The organism is Sphingomonas sp. RIT328 (assembly GCF_000632225.1).
Taxonomy (GTDB): Bacteria; Pseudomonadota; Alphaproteobacteria; order Sphingomonadales; family Sphingomonadaceae; genus Sphingomonas; species Sphingomonas kyungheensis.
Genome location: NZ_JFYV01000014.1, coordinates 12,518 through 32,437 on the forward strand (window position 1 = coordinate 12,518; position 19,920 = coordinate 32,437).

Annotated in this window: 18 protein-coding genes; 9 read left to right on the top strand and 9 right to left on the bottom strand. The window is 67.0% G+C overall.

The window, feature by feature from the left end; genetic code table 11:
- Positions 1-11: 11 nt before the first annotated feature.
- Entirely contained in the window at positions 12-1,190 is a 1,179-nt protein-coding gene (locus BW41_RS08310) for a cytochrome P450 (protein ID WP_037533571.1), read from the bottom strand.
- A 64-nt stretch (positions 1,191-1,254) separates the two neighbouring features.
- On the opposite strand from BW41_RS08310, the gene BW41_RS08315 reads away from it, so the two are divergent.
- The 3 genes from BW41_RS08315 to BW41_RS08325 all read left to right on the top strand — a co-directional run bounded on the left by BW41_RS08315 (position 1,255) and on the right by BW41_RS08325 (position 4,183).
- On the top strand, positions 1,255-2,247 hold the full coding sequence (locus tag BW41_RS08315; RefSeq protein WP_037533573.1) for a LacI family DNA-binding transcriptional regulator: 993 nt from the start codon (positions 1,255-1,257) through the stop codon (positions 2,245-2,247).
- A 72-nt stretch (positions 2,248-2,319) separates the two neighbouring features.
- Positions 2,320-3,282, top strand: coding sequence for a hypothetical protein (locus BW41_RS08320; protein ID WP_235199698.1), 963 nt, complete (start codon positions 2,320-2,322; stop codon positions 3,280-3,282).
- A 19-nt stretch (positions 3,283-3,301) separates the two neighbouring features.
- Complete coding sequence (locus BW41_RS08325) at positions 3,302-4,183, top strand: alpha/beta hydrolase (RefSeq protein WP_051583353.1); 882 nt, start codon at positions 3,302-3,304, stop codon at positions 4,181-4,183.
- 322 nt (positions 4,184-4,505) lie between these two features.
- Here the strand turns inward: BW41_RS08325 and BW41_RS08330 are convergent, their stop codons facing one another.
- Both BW41_RS08330 and BW41_RS08335 read right to left on the bottom strand, forming a co-directional pair.
- Positions 4,506-5,363, bottom strand: coding sequence for an SUMF1/EgtB/PvdO family nonheme iron enzyme (locus tag BW41_RS08330; protein WP_037533574.1), 858 nt, complete (start codon positions 5,361-5,363; stop codon positions 4,506-4,508).
- Positions 5,360-7,144: an arylsulfatase gene (locus BW41_RS08335; protein ID WP_037533576.1), complete on the bottom strand. Its 1,785-nt coding sequence runs from the start codon at positions 7,142-7,144 to the stop codon at positions 5,360-5,362. The genes BW41_RS08330 and BW41_RS08335 overlap by 4 nt, the downstream gene beginning before the upstream one ends.
- A gap of 167 nt (positions 7,145-7,311) precedes the next feature.
- Between BW41_RS08335 and BW41_RS08340 the strand changes: the two genes are divergently transcribed.
- The 3 genes from BW41_RS08340 to BW41_RS08350 all read left to right on the top strand — a co-directional run bounded on the left by BW41_RS08340 (position 7,312) and on the right by BW41_RS08350 (position 12,474).
- A complete protein-coding gene (locus BW41_RS08340; protein ID WP_037533639.1) occupies positions 7,312-9,687 on the top strand; it encodes a TonB-dependent receptor in 2,376 nt (791 codons plus the stop codon).
- Between the two features lie 298 nt (positions 9,688-9,985).
- The gene (locus BW41_RS08345) at positions 9,986-11,821 is read left to right on the top strand and encodes a cation:proton antiporter (RefSeq protein ID WP_037533578.1); all 1,836 of its coding nucleotides are present in this window, start codon (positions 9,986-9,988) and stop codon (positions 11,819-11,821) included.
- The gene (locus BW41_RS08350; RefSeq protein ID WP_051583354.1) at positions 11,818-12,474 is read left to right on the top strand and encodes an OmpA family protein; all 657 of its coding nucleotides are present in this window, start codon (positions 11,818-11,820) and stop codon (positions 12,472-12,474) included. Before BW41_RS08345 ends, BW41_RS08350 begins: the two co-directional genes overlap by 4 nt.
- 204 nt (positions 12,475-12,678) lie before the next feature.
- On the opposite strand, the gene msrA is transcribed toward BW41_RS08350, so the two are convergent.
- Positions 12,679-13,083 (bottom strand): peptide-methionine (S)-S-oxide reductase MsrA, encoded by a 405-nt coding sequence (gene msrA / locus BW41_RS08355; RefSeq protein ID WP_081792985.1) that lies wholly within the window; start codon positions 13,081-13,083, stop codon positions 12,679-12,681.
- 39 nt (positions 13,084-13,122) lie between these two features.
- Here msrA and BW41_RS21205 point away from each other — a divergent pair, with 39 nt between their 5' ends.
- Positions 13,123-13,287 (top strand): hypothetical protein, encoded by a 165-nt coding sequence (locus BW41_RS21205; protein WP_153810793.1) that lies wholly within the window; start codon positions 13,123-13,125, stop codon positions 13,285-13,287.
- Here the strand turns inward: BW41_RS21205 and BW41_RS08360 are convergent.
- The 3 genes from BW41_RS08360 to BW41_RS08370 are packed head-to-tail and all read right to left on the bottom strand — an operon-like array spanning position 13,277 to position 16,175.
- Positions 13,277-14,623, bottom strand: a complete 1,347-nt coding sequence (locus BW41_RS08360) for an ATP-binding protein (RefSeq protein WP_037533582.1) — start codon at positions 14,621-14,623, stop codon at positions 13,277-13,279. The genes BW41_RS21205 and BW41_RS08360 overlap by 11 nt on opposite strands.
- Positions 14,620-15,351: a response regulator transcription factor gene (locus BW41_RS08365; RefSeq protein ID WP_235199703.1), complete on the bottom strand. Its 732-nt coding sequence runs from the start codon at positions 15,349-15,351 to the stop codon at positions 14,620-14,622. The genes BW41_RS08360 and BW41_RS08365 overlap by 4 nt, the downstream gene beginning before the upstream one ends.
- Before the next feature lie 2 nt (positions 15,352-15,353).
- Entirely contained in the window at positions 15,354-16,175 is an 822-nt protein-coding gene (locus BW41_RS08370) for a TolC family protein (protein ID WP_235199699.1), read from the bottom strand.
- On the opposite strand from BW41_RS08370, the gene BW41_RS21785 reads away from it, so the two are divergent.
- Both BW41_RS21785 and BW41_RS20060 read left to right on the top strand, forming a co-directional pair.
- A complete protein-coding gene (locus tag BW41_RS21785; RefSeq protein ID WP_235199700.1) occupies positions 16,152-16,457 on the top strand; it encodes a hypothetical protein in 306 nt (101 codons plus the stop codon). The genes BW41_RS08370 and BW41_RS21785 overlap by 24 nt on opposite strands.
- A gap of 25 nt (positions 16,458-16,482) precedes the next feature.
- On the top strand, positions 16,483-17,184 hold the full coding sequence (locus BW41_RS20060) for a MobA/MobL family protein (RefSeq protein WP_051583356.1): 702 nt from the start codon (positions 16,483-16,485) through the stop codon (positions 17,182-17,184).
- Positions 17,185-17,455: 271 nt separating this feature from the next.
- On the opposite strand, the gene BW41_RS20065 is transcribed toward BW41_RS20060, so the two are convergent.
- Entirely contained in the window at positions 17,456-17,734 is a 279-nt protein-coding gene (locus BW41_RS20065; protein WP_235199701.1) for a DUF1622 domain-containing protein, read from the bottom strand.
- A gap of 230 nt (positions 17,735-17,964) precedes the next feature.
- Positions 17,965-19,359 (bottom strand): L,D-transpeptidase family protein, encoded by a 1,395-nt coding sequence (locus BW41_RS08390; RefSeq protein WP_235199702.1) that lies wholly within the window; start codon positions 19,357-19,359, stop codon positions 17,965-17,967.
- Positions 19,360-19,920 lie beyond the last annotated feature (561 nt).

Genomic DNA, 19,920 nt, shown 5'->3' on the forward strand with positions numbered 1-19,920 from the left:
TCGGTCCGCGCTCATACCTCGTGCTCGAAGCGGATCGGCGCGCTGAGCGCCCCGATCTCGGGGAAGCGGGTCGGCTGCGGTTCGTTCGCCAACGTGAAGCCGGGGGCCGCCGACAGCAGTTCGTCGAGTGCGACGATCAGCTCAAGCCGGCCGAGTCCGGCACCGACGCACATGTGCGGCCCGCGCCCGAAGGCGAGAGAGGCAGCGATGTTGGGGCGGTCGATGCGGAACCGGTCGGCATCCTCGAACACCGCCTCGTCGCGGTTGGCCGAGGCGTAGACGAGCGCGATCGGCTCGCCGGCGGGAATAGTGCGGCCGCGGATGCAGACGTCGCGGACGGCGGTGCGGGCGAAGCCGCGATAGGGGGTGTAGAGGCGCAGGAACTCGTCGACCGCCGCGGGCAGCAAGCTTCGATTTTCGCGCAGCTGCGTCTGCAAGGCGCGATCGCGCGACAGATGCACCGCGATCGAGCCGACCATCACGCTCGGCGCGATCAGGCCGACGACCAGCACCTGGCGGATCGTGCCGATGATCAGATCGTCGGGCAGCGGCGCGCCGTCGACCTGGACCGCGAGCAGGGCGCTGGTCGCATCCGTCTCGGTGGCAAGCGGGGCGGCGCGGCGTGCGGCGACGATATCGCGCGCGACCTCGTACAGCGCCGCGCTGGCGATGCGGGTGTCCTCAACGTCATTGGATTGGACCGCGATATTATAGCGCTGGCCGATCGCCGCGAGCTGCTCGACCGCCGGTTCGGATAGGTTCATCCAATGGCCGAATACCGCGACGGGCATGCGCGACGAAAAGTCGGCGCAGATGTCGCCGCCGCCGCGCGCCACCATCGCCGCGAGCAGGTCGCGGCAGATGCGCCGGATCACCGGCTCCAGCGCGGCGACGCGCCGTTCCGACAGCAGGGGCGCGAGTGCGCGCCGATAGGGAGTATGATCTGGCGGATCGAGGTGCAGCGGCGGCCGGCGGCCGGTGAAGGCGACCTTGGGCACAACATTCTGCTGCGAAGTCAGATAGGTCTGCCAGTCGGTGGCGACCGCGGCGACGTCCTCGTGTTTCAGCAACGCCCAGAAACCACCCCAGGCGTCGCTATGCGCGACCGGACAGGTCGCGCGCAGTCGGCGATAGTCGTCGTGCGGACTGTCGAAGGTCTCTACGCTAAGGGGGTCGAAATCATGGGACATGATGATATGCTACGCTTCATGAAATCGTTTGCAAGATATTTTTCACTCGTGCGGCGGCCGTAGGATGAGCCGCAAGCCCGCCCGCATCGAAGAAGTCGCCCGTATCGCCGGCGTATCGGCGGCGACCGTGTCGCGCTATTTTAACAATCCGTCCGTCGTCGCCGCCGAGACGGCGAACCGGATCCGCGTCGCGGTGGCCGAGGTCGGCTATCTCCCTAACCTCAACGCCGGCTCGCTCGCCTCCAACCGCTCCCGGATCATCGCGGTACTCGTCCCCGACATCGCCCAGTCGATCTTCAACGACACCGTCGAGGCGATGATCGAGGAGCTGTCGATGCACGGCAACAGCGTGATGATCTCGCTGACCGGATCGGGCAACGAGCTGCTCAACAGCCAGATCGACGTCGCGCTTTCCCGCCGTGTCGATGCGATCATCCTCACCAGCGTCGTCACCGACGAGGCGACCCGCGCGCGCCTGCGCAGCCACCCGACGACGATCATCGAGACCTGGGCGCTGCCTGACGATCCGATCGAGATCGCAGTCGGCTTCTCCCACCATGCGGTCGGCGAGGCGAGCGCGCAGTTCAGCCGCGATCGCGGCTATCGCCGCCCGCATCTCGTCGTGCCGCAATCGCCCCGCGCCATCGAGCGCGCCGAGGGTTTCATCGCCGCCTGGAGTCGCCTTGGTGGTGAGACGCCGACGGTGCAGCCGGTGTCGAGCCCGAGTCACTTCGGGCAGGGGCGACTCGCCTTCCGCGGGATGAGCGACCTGCCGGCGCAGCCCGATGTCGCGCTGTGCGGGTCGGACTGGATCGCGCAGGGCCTGATCGTCGAGGCTAGCGCGGCAGGCATCCGCATCCCGGACGAGCTGGCGGTGATCGGCTTCGGCAATCTTCGGCTGGCCGGCGACATGCGGCCGACGATCACATCGATCGACATAGACGGGCATGAGATCGCGCGCGAGACGATCCGGGCGCTGCGCCGGCTTGCCGAGGGCAAGTCGGTGTCCGCGCGCCTCCCGGTCGAATTCCGCATCATCGCGCGGGAGAGTGCGTGAAACAGCTTATGAAAAGGCTTGCATGATCGAAACGCTGCTGTCATTTCTTCCCGACCTTGGAGGGGATCAGCGATGAAACAAGCTCTCTCGGCCGCGCTGTCGCTCTTCGCCGCGGCGGGATCTGCGCAGACGCCGCCGGCCAGTGCACCGCCATCACAGGCGGCGATCATGGAAGCGTTCAACAAACGACCCGATACGCCGGGGAGCGGGCCCTATCCCGCGATGAAGAACGTGGATGCGGCCTTCCCGGGCCATACCGTCTACCGCCCGCGCAACCTCGCCGCGCTCGGCCAGCGCAAGCTGCCGGTCCTGCTGTGGGGCAATGGCGGCTGTTCCGACGATGGCGCCTCGGCGCGGCTTTATCTGTCGGAGATCGCCTCGCACGGCTATCTCGTCGTCGCGGCGGGGACGATCCGCAGCGGCCCCGGCGTCGCCTGGCGCTTCGAACCGCCGGTCGCACCGCCGCCAGGCAAGGTCATCCCGCCGGTCAAGACGACCGCGCGCGATGTCGTCGCGGGAATCGATCTGGCGATCAAGGCGAATGCCGATCCGCGCAATCCGCTGCACGGCCGCATCGACACGCAGCGCGTCGCCGTGTCCGGGCATAGCTGCGGCGGGCTGCAGGCGCTGCAGGTCGCCGGCGATCCGCGCATCCGCACCGTCATCGTCAACAACAGCGGCATATTCGCCGACGGCGCGCAGCCGATCGCCGGGATGGAAGTCGACAAGAGCCTGCTCGCGGCGCTGCATACGCCGATCCTCTACGTGCTGGGCGGCCCAGATGATGTCGCGCATCCGAACGGTACCGACGATTTCCGCCGCATCGATACGGTGCCGGCAGTTTTGGTCGACCTGCCGGTCGGGCATGGCGGCACCTTCATGCAGCCGAACGGCGGCGAGGGCGCGCGGATCGCGGTCGCCTGGCTGGCGTGGCAGCTCAACGGCGACCGCAAGGCCGCGGCAATGTTCACGGGAGCGGAGTGCGGCCTGTGCCGGTCGTCGACCGTCACGATCGAGCGCAAGCGCCTTGATTAGGCGCGGTCGCGTCGCGCTGTTGCCGCTCGCGTTGCTTGCCGCCACGGCGGGCCATGCGCAGCAGGCGCCGATCGTGCAGCGGCTCTACGACGGCCCTGCGCCGGGGTCCGAACACTGGCGGTCTCCCGAACGAACGGTGAAGACCGCGACCGGTGCGATCGTGTCGAACGTGCGCGATCCGGAGTTGCTCGCCTATCTGCCAGCGCCGGACAAGGCGACCGGGCGTGCTGTCATCATTCTGCCCGGTGGCGGGCTGCGCGTGCTCGGCATTGACCGGCAGATGATGGAGGTGATCCAGCGGCTCAACGCGCGCGGCACCGCCGCGTTCGTACTCAAATACCGCCTGCTTCAGACCGCAGACGTGCCCGCGCCGGCCTCCGCGACCGGAGTCGCCGCGGCGCCGCCACGATGGCCCGACTATCCGCCGCTCGCCATCCGCAACGCCAATGCCAATCCGTCCCCGCAGGATACCGCCTTGAGCGAGGTACTGCGCTTCGCCGTCGCCGACACGCGTCGGGCGTTCGCTATGATCCGAATTAACCGGACGCGTTGGAAGGTCGATCCCGACCGCATTGGCATGATCGGCATATCGGCGGGCGGTGGCGTTGCGATCGGCACGCTGCTGGCGAATGACCCGACGGCGCGTCCCACCTTCATAGCATCGATCTTCGGTCCGGCGCTTCAGGACGTCACGGTCAAAACCGATGCGCCTCCGCTATTCATCGTCACCGAAACCGGGCACGGCCCGGTCACGGATGGCCTTGAAGCGCTGACGACGTTGTGGCGGGCGGCGAGGCGTCCTGTCGAAGAGCATATATTCGATGTGCCTCCGGGCGGTCTTGCGAACAGTTTGTGGCTTAACAGGTTCATCGAGTGGCTTGGGGAGCAGAGGATCGACTGAGTAGGCACTGAAACACCTCTCGCCGACGAATGACCGAAGTTGGCAGGCGCGATAAGGCTGCTGAATGACCGATAGTGGGTCGAAACCGCAGGAGGGCAGGGGTCGCCGCTGTTTGATTAGATTGGCCTACAGGTGATCCTGTGGTCTAACAGTTCCGCCACGTCAATCTTGCCGGCACGGCTGCACCCAAAAAGTTGTGGCGGTTAGCAGCGCCTTACGGCGCTCGCGGTACGTCTATTGCGATACTGTTCGCCTATTCTTATTACTCGCATTCTAACGATTTCGCTGGCGCTTCCTTAAAGATGTTGAAAGTTGGTCCTGCTCAACGTCTTGGAGCCGCCGTATAAGCGATCCGGAAGCCGATATGCGAGGTCGGCAGGTCGCGCTCCTGCGCCTGGAAGGCGGCGGGGCGGAAATTGGCGCAATAATTGGTCGCGCACAGATAGCTGCCGCCCTTGACCAGCCCGACCGCGGCGTCGCCCGCCACCCATTCCCAGACGTTGCCGACCATGTCGTAGAGGCCGAGGTCGTTGGCGTCGAAACAGCCGACCGGTGCGATCCCCGCATAGCCGTCGTCGCCGGTGTCGCGGATCGGGAAGACGCCTTCCCAGACGTTGGCACGCGGCCTGCCGTCGGCGAACGCCCAGCTCATCGGATCGCGCGGGCCGTGCTGGTCCCCGCGCGCGGCGCGCTCCCATTCAGCGTCGGTCGGCAGCCGCCCGCCCGCCCAGCGCGCATAAGCGGCGGCGTCGTCGCGATCGACGTGGACGACGGGCGCCTCCGCCTTGCCGGCGAGGTCGCTACCGATCCCCGCCGGATGGCGCCAGTCGGCGCCGTGCACCATCCGCCACCAGCGCGCGGCATTGTCCAGCGACACCGGCTCGAGCGGCGAGACGAACACCGCCGACGCGCCGTCACGCTCGGCGCGCGTACGATAGCCGGTCGCAGCGATGAAGCCGGCGAACTGGCGGTTGGTCACCTCATGCGCATCGATCCAGAAGGCGTCGACGCGCACCGGCGTGCCGGGCCGGTCGGGGCCGTCCTCGCCGAGCAACGTCGTGCCCGCGGGCACGAGGCGGCGCGCGTCGCCGCTCTGGCAACGCGCCGCGACCGGCGGCGTCCGCGCGCCGACCGAGACCACGGCGGCGAGCGCGAGCAGCAGCGCCGCGCGACGCCTCACGGCTTCGCCCCCGCCGTCACCGCCGGATCGGCGGGCGGCAACGGCACCACCCCCTTGGCCTTGGCATAGGCATCATAGGCCGCGACCAGTTCGGCGAGCCGCGCCGGCTCGTCGCCTGCCCGATCGCGTGTCTCGCCGGGATCGGCGGCGACGTCGAACAGCTGCCAGCGGCCGGTGCTCACCCCTTTCCGCGTATAACTGTTGTTGCCGGCGGGCAGGTAGACCGCCTTCCAGTCGCCCTTGCGCAACGCGCGGCGGAAGAACAATTCGTAGCCGATCGGCTCGGCGTCGCTCCGCACCGCCGGCGCGCCCGCCGCCAGCACGCCGCGCAGGCTATGCCCCTCATAGGGCAGGATCGGATGACCGGCGAAGGTCGCCGGCTGGCGCAATCCGGCATAATCGAGCAAGGTCGGCGCGACGTCGCGGACGTCGAGATTGGCATTGGCGATCCGCCCGTCGCCCTTCACCCCCTTGCCGGCGGCGAAGGCGCTGACGCGGATGCCGCCCTCGGTCGGATAGCCCTTGACCAGCCAGGACGGCGCCGAATTGGCCTGCGCCCAGCCGGGGCCATAGCCGAGATAGCTCGTCCCCTTGCCGATATTGGCAAGGCTGTTGTCGATGCCGAGCGCCGGATCGGGTTTCGCCGCCGCATCGGGCGTCGCGCCCGCCGGCTTCGCCCCGGCGGTGAAGCGCGGCGTCGGCGCGTCGATGACATTGCCCTCCGGACCGTTGTCGGCGAAGAACAGGATGATCGTATCGTCATAGCGGCCGAGCCGCTTGAGCGCGGCGACGACGCGGCCGACATTCTGGTCCATCCGGTCGACCATCGCCGCATAGACCTCCATCTTGCGCGCCTCGATCGCCTTGGTGGCGGGATCGAGCGTCGCCCAGCCGGCGACCTGTTCGGTCGTGTGTGCGACCGCGTCGGCGGGGACCAGCCCGAGCTGCTTTGCGCGCGCCAGCCGGCTCTCGCGCAATGCTTCGTAGCCGGCGTCGTAATGGCCCTTGTATTTAGCGATCGTCTCGGGCGGCGCCTGCAACGGCCAGTGCGGCGTGGTGAAGGGCAGATAGGCGAAGAACGGCCGTCGGTCGCCCGCCCGCGCCGCGCCGTCGAGGAAGCCGATCAGCCGCTCGGCGAAATAGTCGGCGGAATAGCGCCCCTTGGGCAAAGCCGAGGGTTTGCCGTCGTCGCGGTAGCTCGGCGCGTTGCCGGCCGCCGCCCAGGCGGCGTTCTGATCCTCGCCGAAATGGTTCGACAGGCCCTGCAACAGCGCGAAGCTATGCTCGAACCCGCGCGCCGCCGGTTCGCGATCGGGGGTCAGGCCGAGATGCCATTTGCCCGCCATCAGCGTCGCATAGCCGCCGGCGCGGAGCAATTCGGCGATCGAGGCGACGCGATCGTTGAGGTAGCCTTCATAGCCCGGCCGGCCGCGCGTCGCATCGCTGAGCAGCTCCGCCATCGTGCCCAGCCCGGCCTCGTGATTGTCGACCCCGCTCATCAGCATCGATCGCGTCGGCGAACAGGTCGGCGCGGTGTGGAAGCCGGTGAACCGCACCCCCGACAGCGCGAGCGCGTCCAGATTGGGCGTCTCGATTTCGCCGCCGAACGCGCCGAGGTCGGACCAGCCGAGATCGTCGGCGACGATGACGAGGAAATTGGGGCGCACGGCAGCGGCAGGTGCGGCCTCGGCCTGGACGGGCGCAGGCGCCATCGTCGCGGGCGCGGTGCCGGCGAGCGCGGTCCAGGCGGCGGTGGCGGCAAGCAGGGTGGCGACGGTCATGCGTCCTCCTTCGGGGGGATGATCGACCAGACGATAGCCACGCGGCCTCGACGCTCAATAAACAATTCCTACCAACTGGATGGGGATTCATCGTTTTCCGAGCCGGCGCGGCGCTCCCTACCCAAAGCGGTCGACCGCCCGTCCGGGCCATCATGGAAGAACCGCTCATGCCGCTCCCCGCCCTCGCCCCGCTGTTGCTCGCCGGCGCCGCCCTGCCTGCCGCGCCCGTCTCGGCGCCGGCGCAGGAGACGGCCGCCGATCCGCAGCAGCAGGCGGACGGCGACAGCGGATCGACCGGCGACATCTTCGTCACCGCGCGCCGGCGGCAGGAGAAGAGTCAGGACGTGCCGATCGCGATTACCGCCTTCGGCGCGGCGCAGATCGAGGCGACGCGCACCTACAATCTGCGCGACCTGCAGCAGCTCACCCCCAGCCTCGTCATCACCAACACCAATCCGCGCAACACCAGCATCAACATCCGGGGGCTCGGCAACAACGTCGCGGTGTACAACGACGGGCTCGAACCGGCGGTCGGCGTCTATCTCGACGGCGTCTATCTCGCGCGGCCGGGCCAGAGCGTGTTCGACCTCGCCGATCTCGACACGATCGAGGTGCTGCGCGGCCCGCAGGGAACGCTGTTCGGCAAGAATACCTCGGCGGGCGCGATCGTCGTCGCGACCAAGGCGCCGAGCTTCGATGTCGAGGCGGGCGGCGACGCCTCGCTCGGCAATTACGACTTCCGCCAACTCCACGCCTATCTGACCGGGCCGATCACCGATACGCTCGCCGGCCGGCTGTTCGTGTCGAAGACCGACCGCGACGGCTTCACCTACAATCGCTACGATGGCCGCTACGGCCAGAGCTTCCACGATCTCAACCTGCGCGGGCAATTGCTCTACCAGCCGACCGACCGGCTCAAGCTGCGGCTGATCGCCGACTGGGGGCGGCAGAGTTCGTTCACCGCCAATTCGATCCTGCTCGGCGCGATCCGCACTTACGACAACGGCACTCTGTTCGCGAACAACTATTACGATCGTGCCGCGCGGCTCGGTTATGTCCCGGTCGCGGCGGATGCGGGGCTGCGCACCACCGACGTCGACGCCAATCCGCGTTACCGGATGAACCAGCACGGCATCAACGTCACCACCGATCTCGACCTCGGCGCGGCGATGCTGACCTCGGTCACCGCCTATCGCGCCTGGAACTGGTATCCGCACAATGACGGCGACAGCACGCCGCTCGACGCCGGCGCCGACTTCCACCAGAGCAACGAGCAGAAGCAGGTCAGCCAGGAACTGCGCGTCGCCTCGACCGGCAGCCGCCGCATCGATTATGTCGCCGGCGTCTATTACCTCTACCAGTCGATCCGCGCCGAGGCGGTCAACCGATACGGCAGCCAGGCCGCCGCCTGGTTCCTCGCACCGACGACCAACGCCGCGGTCGGCGCCGCCGCGCTCAACGGCTATGACGTGGTCAGCCATTCGCGCCCCGTCACCGACAGCTATGCCGCCTTCGCGCAGACGATCTGGCACATCACCGGCGCGGTCGATCTCACCACCGGGCTGCGCTACACCTACGAGACAAAGTCCGGCTATTTCGACCAGACCGCCACCGGCGCCTCGCTCGCCGGCCTCACCGCGGCGCAGCAGACCGCCGCGCAGACGATCCGCAGCCGCTATGGCGTCGCCAATTTCTACGAGGCGTCGACCGAGGCGGGGCGGCTGTCCGGTCAGGCGACGCTGTCGTGGAAGGTGGCGCGCCCGGTGCTCGCCTATCTGACCTACGCGCGCGGCAACAAGTTCGGCGGGCTCAACCTCGCCAACATCACCACCACCGGTCAATATGCCGCCAATCCGGTGATCCGCCCCGAGACGATCGACAGCTACGAAGCCGGGATCAAGACGAGCTGGGCGGGCGGCCGCCTCACCGCCAATGCCGCCGCCTTCTGGACCGACGTCAAGGACTATCAGACGACGATCGTCGACATCGAGCGCAATGGCGTCAGCTTCTTCACCAATGCCGCCAAGGTACGCACCCGCGGCTTGGAAGGCGATCTGCGCGCCGCGCCGACGCGCTGGCTGTCGCTCTATGCCTCAGGCACCTACGACGATGCGCGCTACATCTCCTACGCCAACGCGCCCTGCCCGATCGAGATCACCGGCCAGACGCTGTGCGACCTCAGCGGCCGGCGTCTGCCCGGCGTCTCCAAATATGCCGCCTCGGCGGGCGGCGAGTTGCGCGCGCCGGTCGGCCTGACCGATGGCCACGACACCGACGTCTATCTCGGCGCCGACTACAACTACCGATCGAGCAGCAACACCAGCGCCAGCCTCAGCCGCTATTCGCTCATTCCGGGCTATGCGCTCGCCAACATCCGCTTCGGCATCCGCGCGCCCGACGGCCGCTTCGACATTCAGGTTTGGGGCCGCAACATCACCAACTCGGTCTATTATCTGTCGATCGGTGCCGCCAACACCGGCGCAATAACCGGTACCCTTGGCGACCCGCGCACCTATGGGGTGACGCTGCGGACCAAGTGGTGAGGCGGCCGATGTCGTTACACTCGGATGGGGAGGGTGCTTGGATAAAAATTGATATTTTAAGGGGGAGGCGGCTAGAGGCACCAAGTATAAAATTTTATCACTGTTTCGAGATCATTTGCCGTAGCTTGCGTCCTTGGCGTATCCGCCGATCTGAACCGCAGGCTTCCAGCACTGTTGTTCGATACCTCTGTCGTATATCCCATGCCGGACGAGGATACATCGGCGCAGTTGTTCCGGGCGAAGCCACCTCAGGCCGGTTACCGGTTACCTTCCCCGCACGGTGCGGTTAAACAACCCTATGGAACAACAGTCTCTCGTTATCGCGCTGATCGGCGCCCTGGGAATCGGGGCGCAGTGGGTGGCGTGGCGGACGGGGTGGCCGGCCATCGCGCTGATGCTGGCCGCCGGCGTCCTTGCCGGCCCGGTCACCGGGCTGATCATCCCCAAACAAACCTTCGGCGAATTGCTCGAACCGATGATCGCGGTCGCTGTGGCGTTGATCCTCTTTGAAGGCGGGCTGAGTCTCAATTTTCGGGAATTGCGCAAGACCGAAGGGGCGGTGATCCGCTTGATGACGATCGGCATACCGGTCGGCTGGTTGCTCGGCGCACTGGCGTGCTACTACGTCGCCGGGCTGGTCTGGCCGGTCGCGATTCTGTTTGCCGGCATCCTCGTGGTGACGGGGCCGACGGTGGTCATTCCGCTGCTCCGTCAAAGCAACATCGCCCCGCGGCCACGCGCGATCCTGAAATGGGAGGCGATCGTTAACGACCCATTCGGCGCGCTCTGTGCCGTCATCACCTACGAATATTTGCGACGCGTCGATGAAGGCGGCACCCTGCTCTCAGTCGTCGCGGCGCTGCTCGCCGCGGCGTTGGTGTCCGGCCTGATCGGTTACGGCATGGCGCGCGCCATCGCATGGGCGTTTCCGCGGGGGCATGTGCCCGAATATCTCAAGGCGCCGGTCCTGCTCGTCGCCGTGATCGGCACCTTCACTTTGTCTAACCTCATCCAGCAGGAGACCGGCCTGCTGGCGGTCACCGTGATGGGCGTCGCCGTCGCCAACATGCGGCTCGACTCGTTGCGCGATATCCATCCGTTCAAGGAGAACGTGACCGTCCTGCTGATTTCCGGCGTCTTCGTCCTGCTGTCCGCGTCGCTCGACTTCAGCGTGCTGCGCTCGTTCGAGTGGCGCTTCGCTGCCTTCCTGCTCGCCCTGCTGCTCCTCGTCCGACCTGCCACCGTCCTGCTGGCCTTGGCGTTCAGCAAGATCCCGTGGAACGAGCGGCTTTTGATCGCCTGGATCGCGCCACGCGGCGTCGTCGCGGTCGCCGTCTCCGGCCTCTTCGCGCTGCGGCTCGAGCAGCTCGGCTATGGCAACGGCAATATCCTGGTCACGCTCTCCTTCGCGGTCGTCGTCGCGACGATCATCGCCCATGGCTTCAGCATCCGGCACGTCGCACGCTGGCTGAAGGTAACCGGGGCAACCCAGAAGGGGCTGCTGATCGTCGGCAGCACCCCGTGGAGCGTCTCGCTCGCGCGGCAGCTCCAGTCCCTGGGCCTGCCGGTGATGATCGCCGATACGAGCTGGCAGCGCCTGGCCAGTGCGCGACAGGCGGCGATCGACACCTATCACGGCGAGATCCTGGCCGAGGCGACCGACGAGCGGCTCGACCTCACGCAATTCCAAGTCCTCGCCGCCACCACGGAGAATGAGGCGTATAACGCGCTCGTGTGCAGCGAGTTCGCGCACGAGATCGGGCGGGATTCGGTATATCAACTGGGGGCGAGCGGTGACGACGAGGATCGCCGCAGTCTGCCCGAAGCCCTGCGCGGACGGGCGATGTTCACCGCCGGCCATGGGGTGGATGACATCTTCCAGCGCGAGGCGGCCGGATGGACCTTTCGCAAGACGCGGATCAGCGAGCAGTTCAGGTTCGACGACGCCCGCTCGATCCTGCCGGATGAAGCGGACATGCTGTTCGTCCTCCGCAAGGACGGTCGCATCCGCTTCTTCACCCATGCCGCCCGCCCGACGCCGCAAAGCGGTGACGTCGTCGTGTCCTACGGACCCTCGCGGCATGGCGACCCCAACGCTAGTCCGTCCATTCAAGCTGGAGTGAGTGTCGCATGATGGTATCGCAATGGAACAGCCGGGCGCGGCGGATCAGCGCGGCGACCTTGCTCTGCCTCGGCATCACCGCCTGTCAGCCTGCCGGCATGCCGGCGAACGACACCGCGGCAGCGCCGGCGGCCCTTGCCCAGACCGTCGAGGACGCACCTCCGCCGGGCAACGATCAGGTCGAGGGGAATATCGAGGAGGCGCCCAAGTCGATCATCCGACCGGATATTGGGCCGTCCCCGTCTCCCACGCCGCCCGCCAAGCCGGTCGAGCTGACCATCGCGTTTCCCGCCAAGGGGTATGTAGCCGATCCGGCGGGCATGGCCCGTCTCGACGAAATGCTCGCCGATCCCGTCCTGCGCCTGGGTGGCCCGATTACAATCTGGGGTCACAGCGATTCCAGCGGGTCGGATGCGGCCAATCTTCTGTCGTCGCGACGACGGGCGGAGGCCGCACGCGACTACCTGCTGAAGAAGGGCGTTGCCGCCGATCGGATAACGGTCATCGCGCTGGGCGAGGCGCGTCCGGTCGCGCCGAACCGCCATCTCGACGGATCCGACGATCCGGAAGGGCGCGCCAGGAACAGGCGTGTCGAGATCAGAGTCGGTTTGCCGGACGCGGCCTCACCAGCGGATCAGCCACCTGAAACAACGCAACCACGGTAGCCGATATTTGTATCGGCCTGCAGGGAATTATACCGAGCCATATTTTTAGGTCGGAAGACCTTAAGCAGCGGCGCGATCTTACAAAGGTCGTCTAGCTTGCTCATTTGATATGGGGGTAGCGGAAATATAGAACGGGGAAAAGTGCATTGAACCGGTGCAAGTGGTTCTAGCGCCGCGTCGGGGCGCGCTCCGTTTTGATTGCAGTCACAACTTTGCGATCTCGTTCGCACCAGCGGTCGTACGCCGTGACAGTTTCCATTTTGGCCGGATGAAGTGGCACGTGTATCCGTTGGGTCTTCGCTTGAGATAATCCTGATGTTCCGGCTCGGCTTCCCAGAACTCGCCTGCTGGGGACACCTCAGTGACGACCTTGCCCGGCCATAGCCCCGACGCCTCGACGTCCGCGATGGTATCCTCGGCGACGGCCTTCTGAACGTCATTCGTGTGGAAGATCGCGGAGCGATAGCTCGCACCACGGTCGTTGCCCTGCCGGTTTATCGTCGTTGGGTCGTGGATTTGAAAGAAGAACTCGAGCAGTGCGCGGAAGTCAGTGCGGGCGGGGTCGAAGACGATCTCGATCGCCTCAGCGTTCCGTAACGATGGTGACACTCGTTATCCATCCAAGCCACATACAAGGCGCCGCCGTTGATGGAAGCTATTGAGCAACTCGATGCCTATTGGCCCGAGACCCCATTAGACCTCGGCGCAAACCGCCGCGCGGGGCTCTACCAGCCGCCCTTCCCGATGGGCACGTTCATGGCGAGGACGGAACAGAGCGACGAGGGGCACTTCGATATCGGCATCAGCGGATAAGCGCGGGCAAGGCGATCGTCGCCTCTAGCCCGCCACTCGGGTGGTTGCGCAACTCCAAGGTTCCGCCAACTGCCGCGGCCTGCGCCCGGGCGATCGCCAGGCCGATGCCGCTGCCGTCGGCCGCCGTGTCACCGCGCACGAACGGCTCGAACGCGCGCGGCAACAGCTCGGGTGCGATCCCGGGACCATGGTCGCGGACCTGAACGATCAGCTGGTCGCCGTGCCGCCGGCACGACAGCTCGGCACCACCGGCATATTTGATCGCATTGTCGACGAGATTGCCGAGGCAGCGGGTCAAGGCGTCGGGTTTGGCGCGGACACGCGCTCGGCATCCCGCGGTCATCCGCACCGCATGACCATAGGCGCTGGCATCGTCGGCGATGCTCGACAGCAGCGAGTCGAGATCGACCATCGCCCAGGGCTCGTGGCTCTCACCGCTCCGGGCAAGGTCGAGACCACGCCGCACCATGCGCAGCGTTGCCGAAAGGTCATCGACCAAACGCGCGCGCAGTGATTCGTCCGCAACCTCTTCCAGCCGAAGCCGCAAGCGGGTGAGCGGCGTCTGCAGATCATGGCCGATCGCTGCGAGCAATCGCGTCCGCTCCCGCACCCCGCTGCGCACCCGACGTTGCATCAGGTTGAACGTGGCCAGCGCCTCGCGGACATCGGCCGGCCCCCGTTCTGCAACTGGTTCGGCGTCGATCGAGCCGGCAAACGCCCGGGCGGCCTGCGTCAATCGCCGCAGCGGCCGGGTCGCGACGCGGCCCGCGACCAGCGATAGCGACAGGCAGGTCAGGCAGAGCAGCGCAACGAACACCGGGTCGGCGAGCACGCTCGGCGGCTTGGGCAGGATCGGCAGATCGAGTGATACGGACAGCCGACGCCCGCCCGCGATCGTGGTCAGCAGCCAGCAGTCCGACGCCACAGGCCGGCCGAAGCCGGCGGTGCGCGAATGATGGAGGAACGGATCGAGCGACCGGCAGGTGGTACGATCGGCATGACCGAGCCGCATCGGCGTGCCGCCGCCAAGCCGCTGCCGCAATTCGGCTGTGAGCATGGCGTCGACTGGCGACGGCACCGTCTGTGCGAACAGCCGCGCACCGATGATCTCGTCGCGGGCCATGGCGTCGATCGTCGAAGCGGGCGCGCGACGGAGGCGCAGCGCAATGTCCTGGGCGCTGGCGAGGACGCGGGCATCCTGGAAGCGAAGGAAGTCCGCCTCGCGCAGCCGCTGCGCGATCAGCAGCGAGGCAGCAACGGCAAGGAGCATTCCGGCAGACAGCAACAGGGCGATGCGCAGCGCGAGAGAATCGACGATCCGCCGCGGCAGGATCATGCGAAGCGGACCGTCGCGGCGAGCAGATAGCCCTGGCCGCGGGCGGTCAGGATCAGCTGCTCGCCATCGGGGGCGAGCTTGCCGCGCAACCGGCTGATCTGATTGTCGATCGTCCGGTCGAATGCGGCGGTGGCCGCACGCGCGGGCATCAGGGCCTCACGCGCGACCGGCTGGCCGGCCGCCTGAACCAGCCGAGACAGGATGTCGAACTCGCTGGTCGACAGCATCACCACGCTATCGTCCGCCGCCAGCAGCCGCCGCTTGACCAGATCGAGCCGCCACGTCCCGAACCGGGCGAGCGCGGGCTGCTCGGGCCCACGTGGCGCGCGACGCAACAGATTGCGGATGCGCGCCGTCAATTCGCGTGGCTCGAACGGCTTGGTCAGATAGTCATCCGCGCCGAGCTCGAGGCCGAGCACGCGGTCGATCGCGGCGTCGCGCGCGGTGACCATGATGATCGGGCCTTCATGCCCATCCTGCCGCAACTGTCGGCACAGTTGCAATCCATCACCGTCGGGCAGGCCGAGATCGAGCACCAGCAGGTCTATGCCGCCCGTATCCAACGCCGTGCGGATCCCCGCGACATCGCCGACTGCCGACACACGATAGCCCTCCCGAATCAGCTGCGCGCGGACAAGGTCACGAATGTCAGGATCGTCGTCGGCGATCAGCAGATGCGCCGCGGGTCGGTCGAAAGGCACGGCATCGTCCTGCAGCAACGGAACGATCGTCACCGATGCGCCATTTCGCCGGCATTCGCCAGCGTTTCATCCGCGCCGATGGCCTGATACAGGGCGATGCGATTGGACAGATCGGCCAGCATCGTCGCGGTCTGCGTCTGCCGGGCAGCGTAGAGGGTGCCCTGTGCGACGAGCGCGGTCAGGAAACTGTCGACCCCTTCGCGATAGCGCGCGTCGGCGATCGCATAGCTGCGGTCTGCGGCGGTCACCAGTCGCTGTTGCGCCTGACGCTGCCGATCGATCGTGCCGCGCCGCGCCAGCGCATCGGCGACGTCGCGATAGGCGCTCTGTGCGGCCTTGCGATAGGTCGCGAAATAATAATCGCGCTGCGCCTCGGCATAAGCCAGATTACCGCGATTGGTGCCGCCGAGCAGCGGCACGCTCGCACTCGCGCTGCCAGACCACAGGCTCGCCCCGCCGGAGAACAGGCTGGTGAGCGCGGTCGAGGCGAATCCCAACAGGCTGGTCAGCGAGATGGTCGGGAAAAAGGCCGCGCGCGCTGCTCCGATATCGTAATGTGCGGCCCTTAACTGATGCTCCGCCTCGACCACGTCGGGCCGCGACAGCAGCACCGCCGACGACAGGCCGGCCCCCGGCGTCGCGATGCCGGTGTCGAGCTCGGCGAGCGAAGCAGGCAGGGCGTCGTCGGCGAGCCGGTGGCCGACGAGCAGCTCGAGCGCATTCTGATCCTGCGCCACCTGCGTCGTATAGCTCGCGACGTCGGACTGCGCCTGCGCGAGCACCGTCTCCGCATCGGCGACATCGGCGCCGCTGACCAGCCCCTGATCGTGAAGATCGCGGTTGAGCGTCACGGTGCGCGCGCTGCTCGTCGCCTGGGGCGGCACCGTCGCGGCGTCGCTCCCGGCGTGCCGTGCTTCTGCCGCTGTGCCGCCGAGTGCCAGCCCGAACTGCCTGCCTGCTTCCTGCCTGATCCGGACCAGACCGAGCGCGAACTCGTCAACGAGGCGGAGACCGCCTGGGCGATGTGGGCCGACCTCCACGCCGCCTTCGACGATCACGCGCATCCCGCACGCGTCGCGCTGCGCGACCTCGCCGAGCGTCGCCGCGCACGCGGCGACGTGCCGATCCGCTGACACCCTCCAGACAAGGATCTTGACCATGAACGCCATGACCAACCTACCCCTGCACGACCGCCGCCCGATCAGCATTCGCCCGATCTCGGGGCGCGGGCTGATCGCCATGTCCGGCGATCGTCGCGCGACCCACGCAGGTGCCTATGCCAATTACGTCTACATCAACCGTGAGTGCGGAGATGATACCCGCGGCGTCATCGACTATCGTCACCGCGGCGATCTGGTGGCGTGCGGGCTGGAGTTGCCGTCCAGTCATCCGGCGTGGGCCTCGGAACCCGGACGGATCTGGCGCGAGGTCGACGCCGTGTGTGAAAGCACCGCCCCAGACGCGGTGCGAGCCTGGCATATCGTTCTCACCTTGCCCGATGACCTGTCGGAGCCGGAGTGGGTGCCGAAGGTGCGTGCCTTTGCACGCGATACGCTCGTGCGGCGAGGGCCTGCTGTGGCGTGGGCGATTCACGCGCAGCGTGACGCTACCGGCGGGTGGTTGATCCGCCCCCACGTCCATCTGCTGATTACTACGCGCGGCTGGAAGCACAATGCGCGCTTCGGGCAAAGCATCGCGTCGTGGCACGGTGCGGCGATCCGGAGCGCGATCCATGCCGACTGGCTCGCGCTCCTGCCGACCGGGATGCGGCAGGCGGCGACCACGCCTTATCGCTACGGTGGCTACACGCCGGCGCACCCGGATTGTTCGAGGATCGCTCACTTGTTTGGTAGCATGTGATCTACGGACGAGAGAACTCGCGATGTTTATCGGCGGCCGCCCACGGAAGCTTGAGGAATCTATGTCGCCCGCCAGCAACTTCCAACCAACAAGTTAAGGCGGCTGCATGTCCCCGCAACCATCCCAAACCACCACCAATGCCCCAGGTCCCACGGCCCGGGGCTTTCGTGCGTTCCGAGTGCCCGGCCTCACCCCAGCAGCCGCTCCCGCTGCTGCTCCACCTGCGTGCATGCAGGGCGGGGCAAGCGGGCGGGCTCGCGGATGCGTCCGATCAGTCTTCCGCGTCGCCGGCAGAGGGCGTCGCTTGGGCCGACCGGCGTTTCTGCCACGGCCACCGCCCGTCTATTTCGACTTCGAGCGAAAAACTCAGGAAAGTCCGGATCAGGACGATGCCGGCGAGGACCAAGAGGCTCTCCAATGTCGGCTCGACCGCCACTGTATTGATGATGTCCGCCGCGACAAGAAATTCCAGACCGAGCAGGATCGACCGGCCAAGTCCCGATCGGAAATCGGCGATCAATACTGCCCGGTCGGTCGCGCCTTTGATCATCCCGATGAGGGAACGCCCCCAGCGTGGCGAACGCGCCGACGACGATGATCGCGGTGCCGACGATCTCGACGGCATTGGTCGCAAGGTGGATCCAGCCGCTTTCGCTCGTGAACATCGCACCCCTTGCCCTTACGGGATCGACCGCGCGGATCGCTGCGCGACGCCATCGTCGTCAAGGCAGCGACGCGTCGCGCTATCCGTTCCCGGATGCACGACGCGCGACGGGCGGCTCACGGCCCCTCGTCGCTGGCGCGGGTCTCGACGCGTAGCGCCTTGCCCGCCTTGAAGCCCAGCGCCGCGCCGACCCGGTCATCCCAGCCATAGGGATCGTTGCGCACGATCGGTTCGCCGGCATCGTCGAACAGCACCGTCTGGTAGAGCATCCGCACCGGTATCTGCTTGGGCAGCTTGACGAACGTCTCCTTGCCGGTGGCGCGTGCCTGATGCCATTGATCGGTCACGCCCTCGTCATGCGCGAGGATTTCAGCGAAACCGAGCGCGTCGTCGACGCGCACGCAGCCGTGACTGCGCTGCCGCTGGATCATCGCGAACAGCTGCTTGGCGGGCGTGTCGTGCAGGTAGATCGCCTGGTCGTTGAGCATGTCGAACTTGACGAGGCCGAGCGAATTCTTCGGCCCCGGCTGCTGCACCAACCAGCCGTCCTTGCGCGCGATATTGTTGGCCTTGAGATAGGCCGCGCCCTTCGCCGCCGTCTCACCCTCGATCGAGCGCGGGATCGTCCAGGTCGGGTTGGCGACGAGGCGGAAGATCGGCGAGCCGAGTTGCGGCGTCTCGCGGTCGGGTTCGCCCACCACGACCTTGCGGCTGTCGGCGATCTTGCCGTCACGCCAATAGGTCAACCGTGCCGCCGCGAGATTGACGTCGATCCGCGTCGCGGGCGGTGTCCGTTCGAGCCAGCGCAGTCTTTCCATCGCGATCGCAATGGCGCGCGCGCGATCGGTATCGGACATGTTGAGGATCGCGAGCACCGCGCTGCCGATGACGCCGTCGGGCTTCATGCCGTAATCGGCCTGCATCTGCTGCACCGCCTTGGCCATCGCCGGCGTATATCGATCGCCCTGCGCCGATCGCTGATCGAGATAGTCGAGGACCACCAGTTCACGCGCGATCGTCGCGACGCGCGGATCGACCGCGCCGGGCTTGATCGCCTCGCCATTGACGGGGATCGCGGGGGTCGGCGTGCCGGGCTGCTGGCGCAGCGCGAGATAGGCTTTCGACAGGCGCGTGTAATTCTGATCGGCTGGCGCGAGGCTGGCGAGCCAGCCTTTCACGTCGTTGGCGCGCAGCGCATTGGCCAGCCCGGCGCGCAGGTCGGGATTGGGCCGCGGCACCGTATACACCTCGTATAATTTGGTCGGATCGGTGGCGCCGCGCGCCAGCGCGGCGGCATAGGCGAGCGCCTGCTGCGTTACGCCGGCCTCGTCACCTGCGTTGCTGGCGAATGCCATCTGGTCGAGCCCGTGCGCCGCCCGCGCGTCGATCGCCTGGCGCAACTGCTCGCGCGTCTCTTTGGTCCATTGCGCGGCGGCCGCGGATGCGCCCGTAGTGGCGCTCGTCGTTTGATTGTCGGGGGCGACGCTGATGCTGCATCCCGCCAGGAGCAAGGCGACTATCGATAACTGACCCAATTTCACAATCACATCCGACTCCTGTCGTTACGCTGGCAGAACGCACGGGACGGGTGTCTGCTCCCCCACGCGCGATCGCCATGGGTGGTGGCTCCTGAGGGCCAGCCTGCTGCCGTCGTAAGCCGCATGACCGCACCTGTGACGACCGGCGCGCGGCACGGCCGGCGACGCCGGATTGACCGCGGCCCATTCCAGCCTCCGGGCGCAATGTGCACGATGATTTGGCCGTTGCCTCGTCGATCCAAGCCGAACGCCTGTCAGCGTGCGATCCTGTATCGGATTGCTTCGCCTGGCTGGCGCGTCGTTCTCCGTCTCGAAGCGGGTGGTCAGCACGATCACCTGCCCGTAGCGTCTGTCGACAGACGGGTCATCGCGATATCTCGACGAGGTTTCTTTCGCCCGGACCTTGGTGGGGTCTTCCCGAACCTGCGCCGGGGCGCCGGGGGGGGCGCACCTTATGGACCAGCCATAGGCTGGCCGCGCCTCGCGGAGAGCCGAGACGTCAGGTCGATGCAGGAGAATGGTTGCGCCGCCATG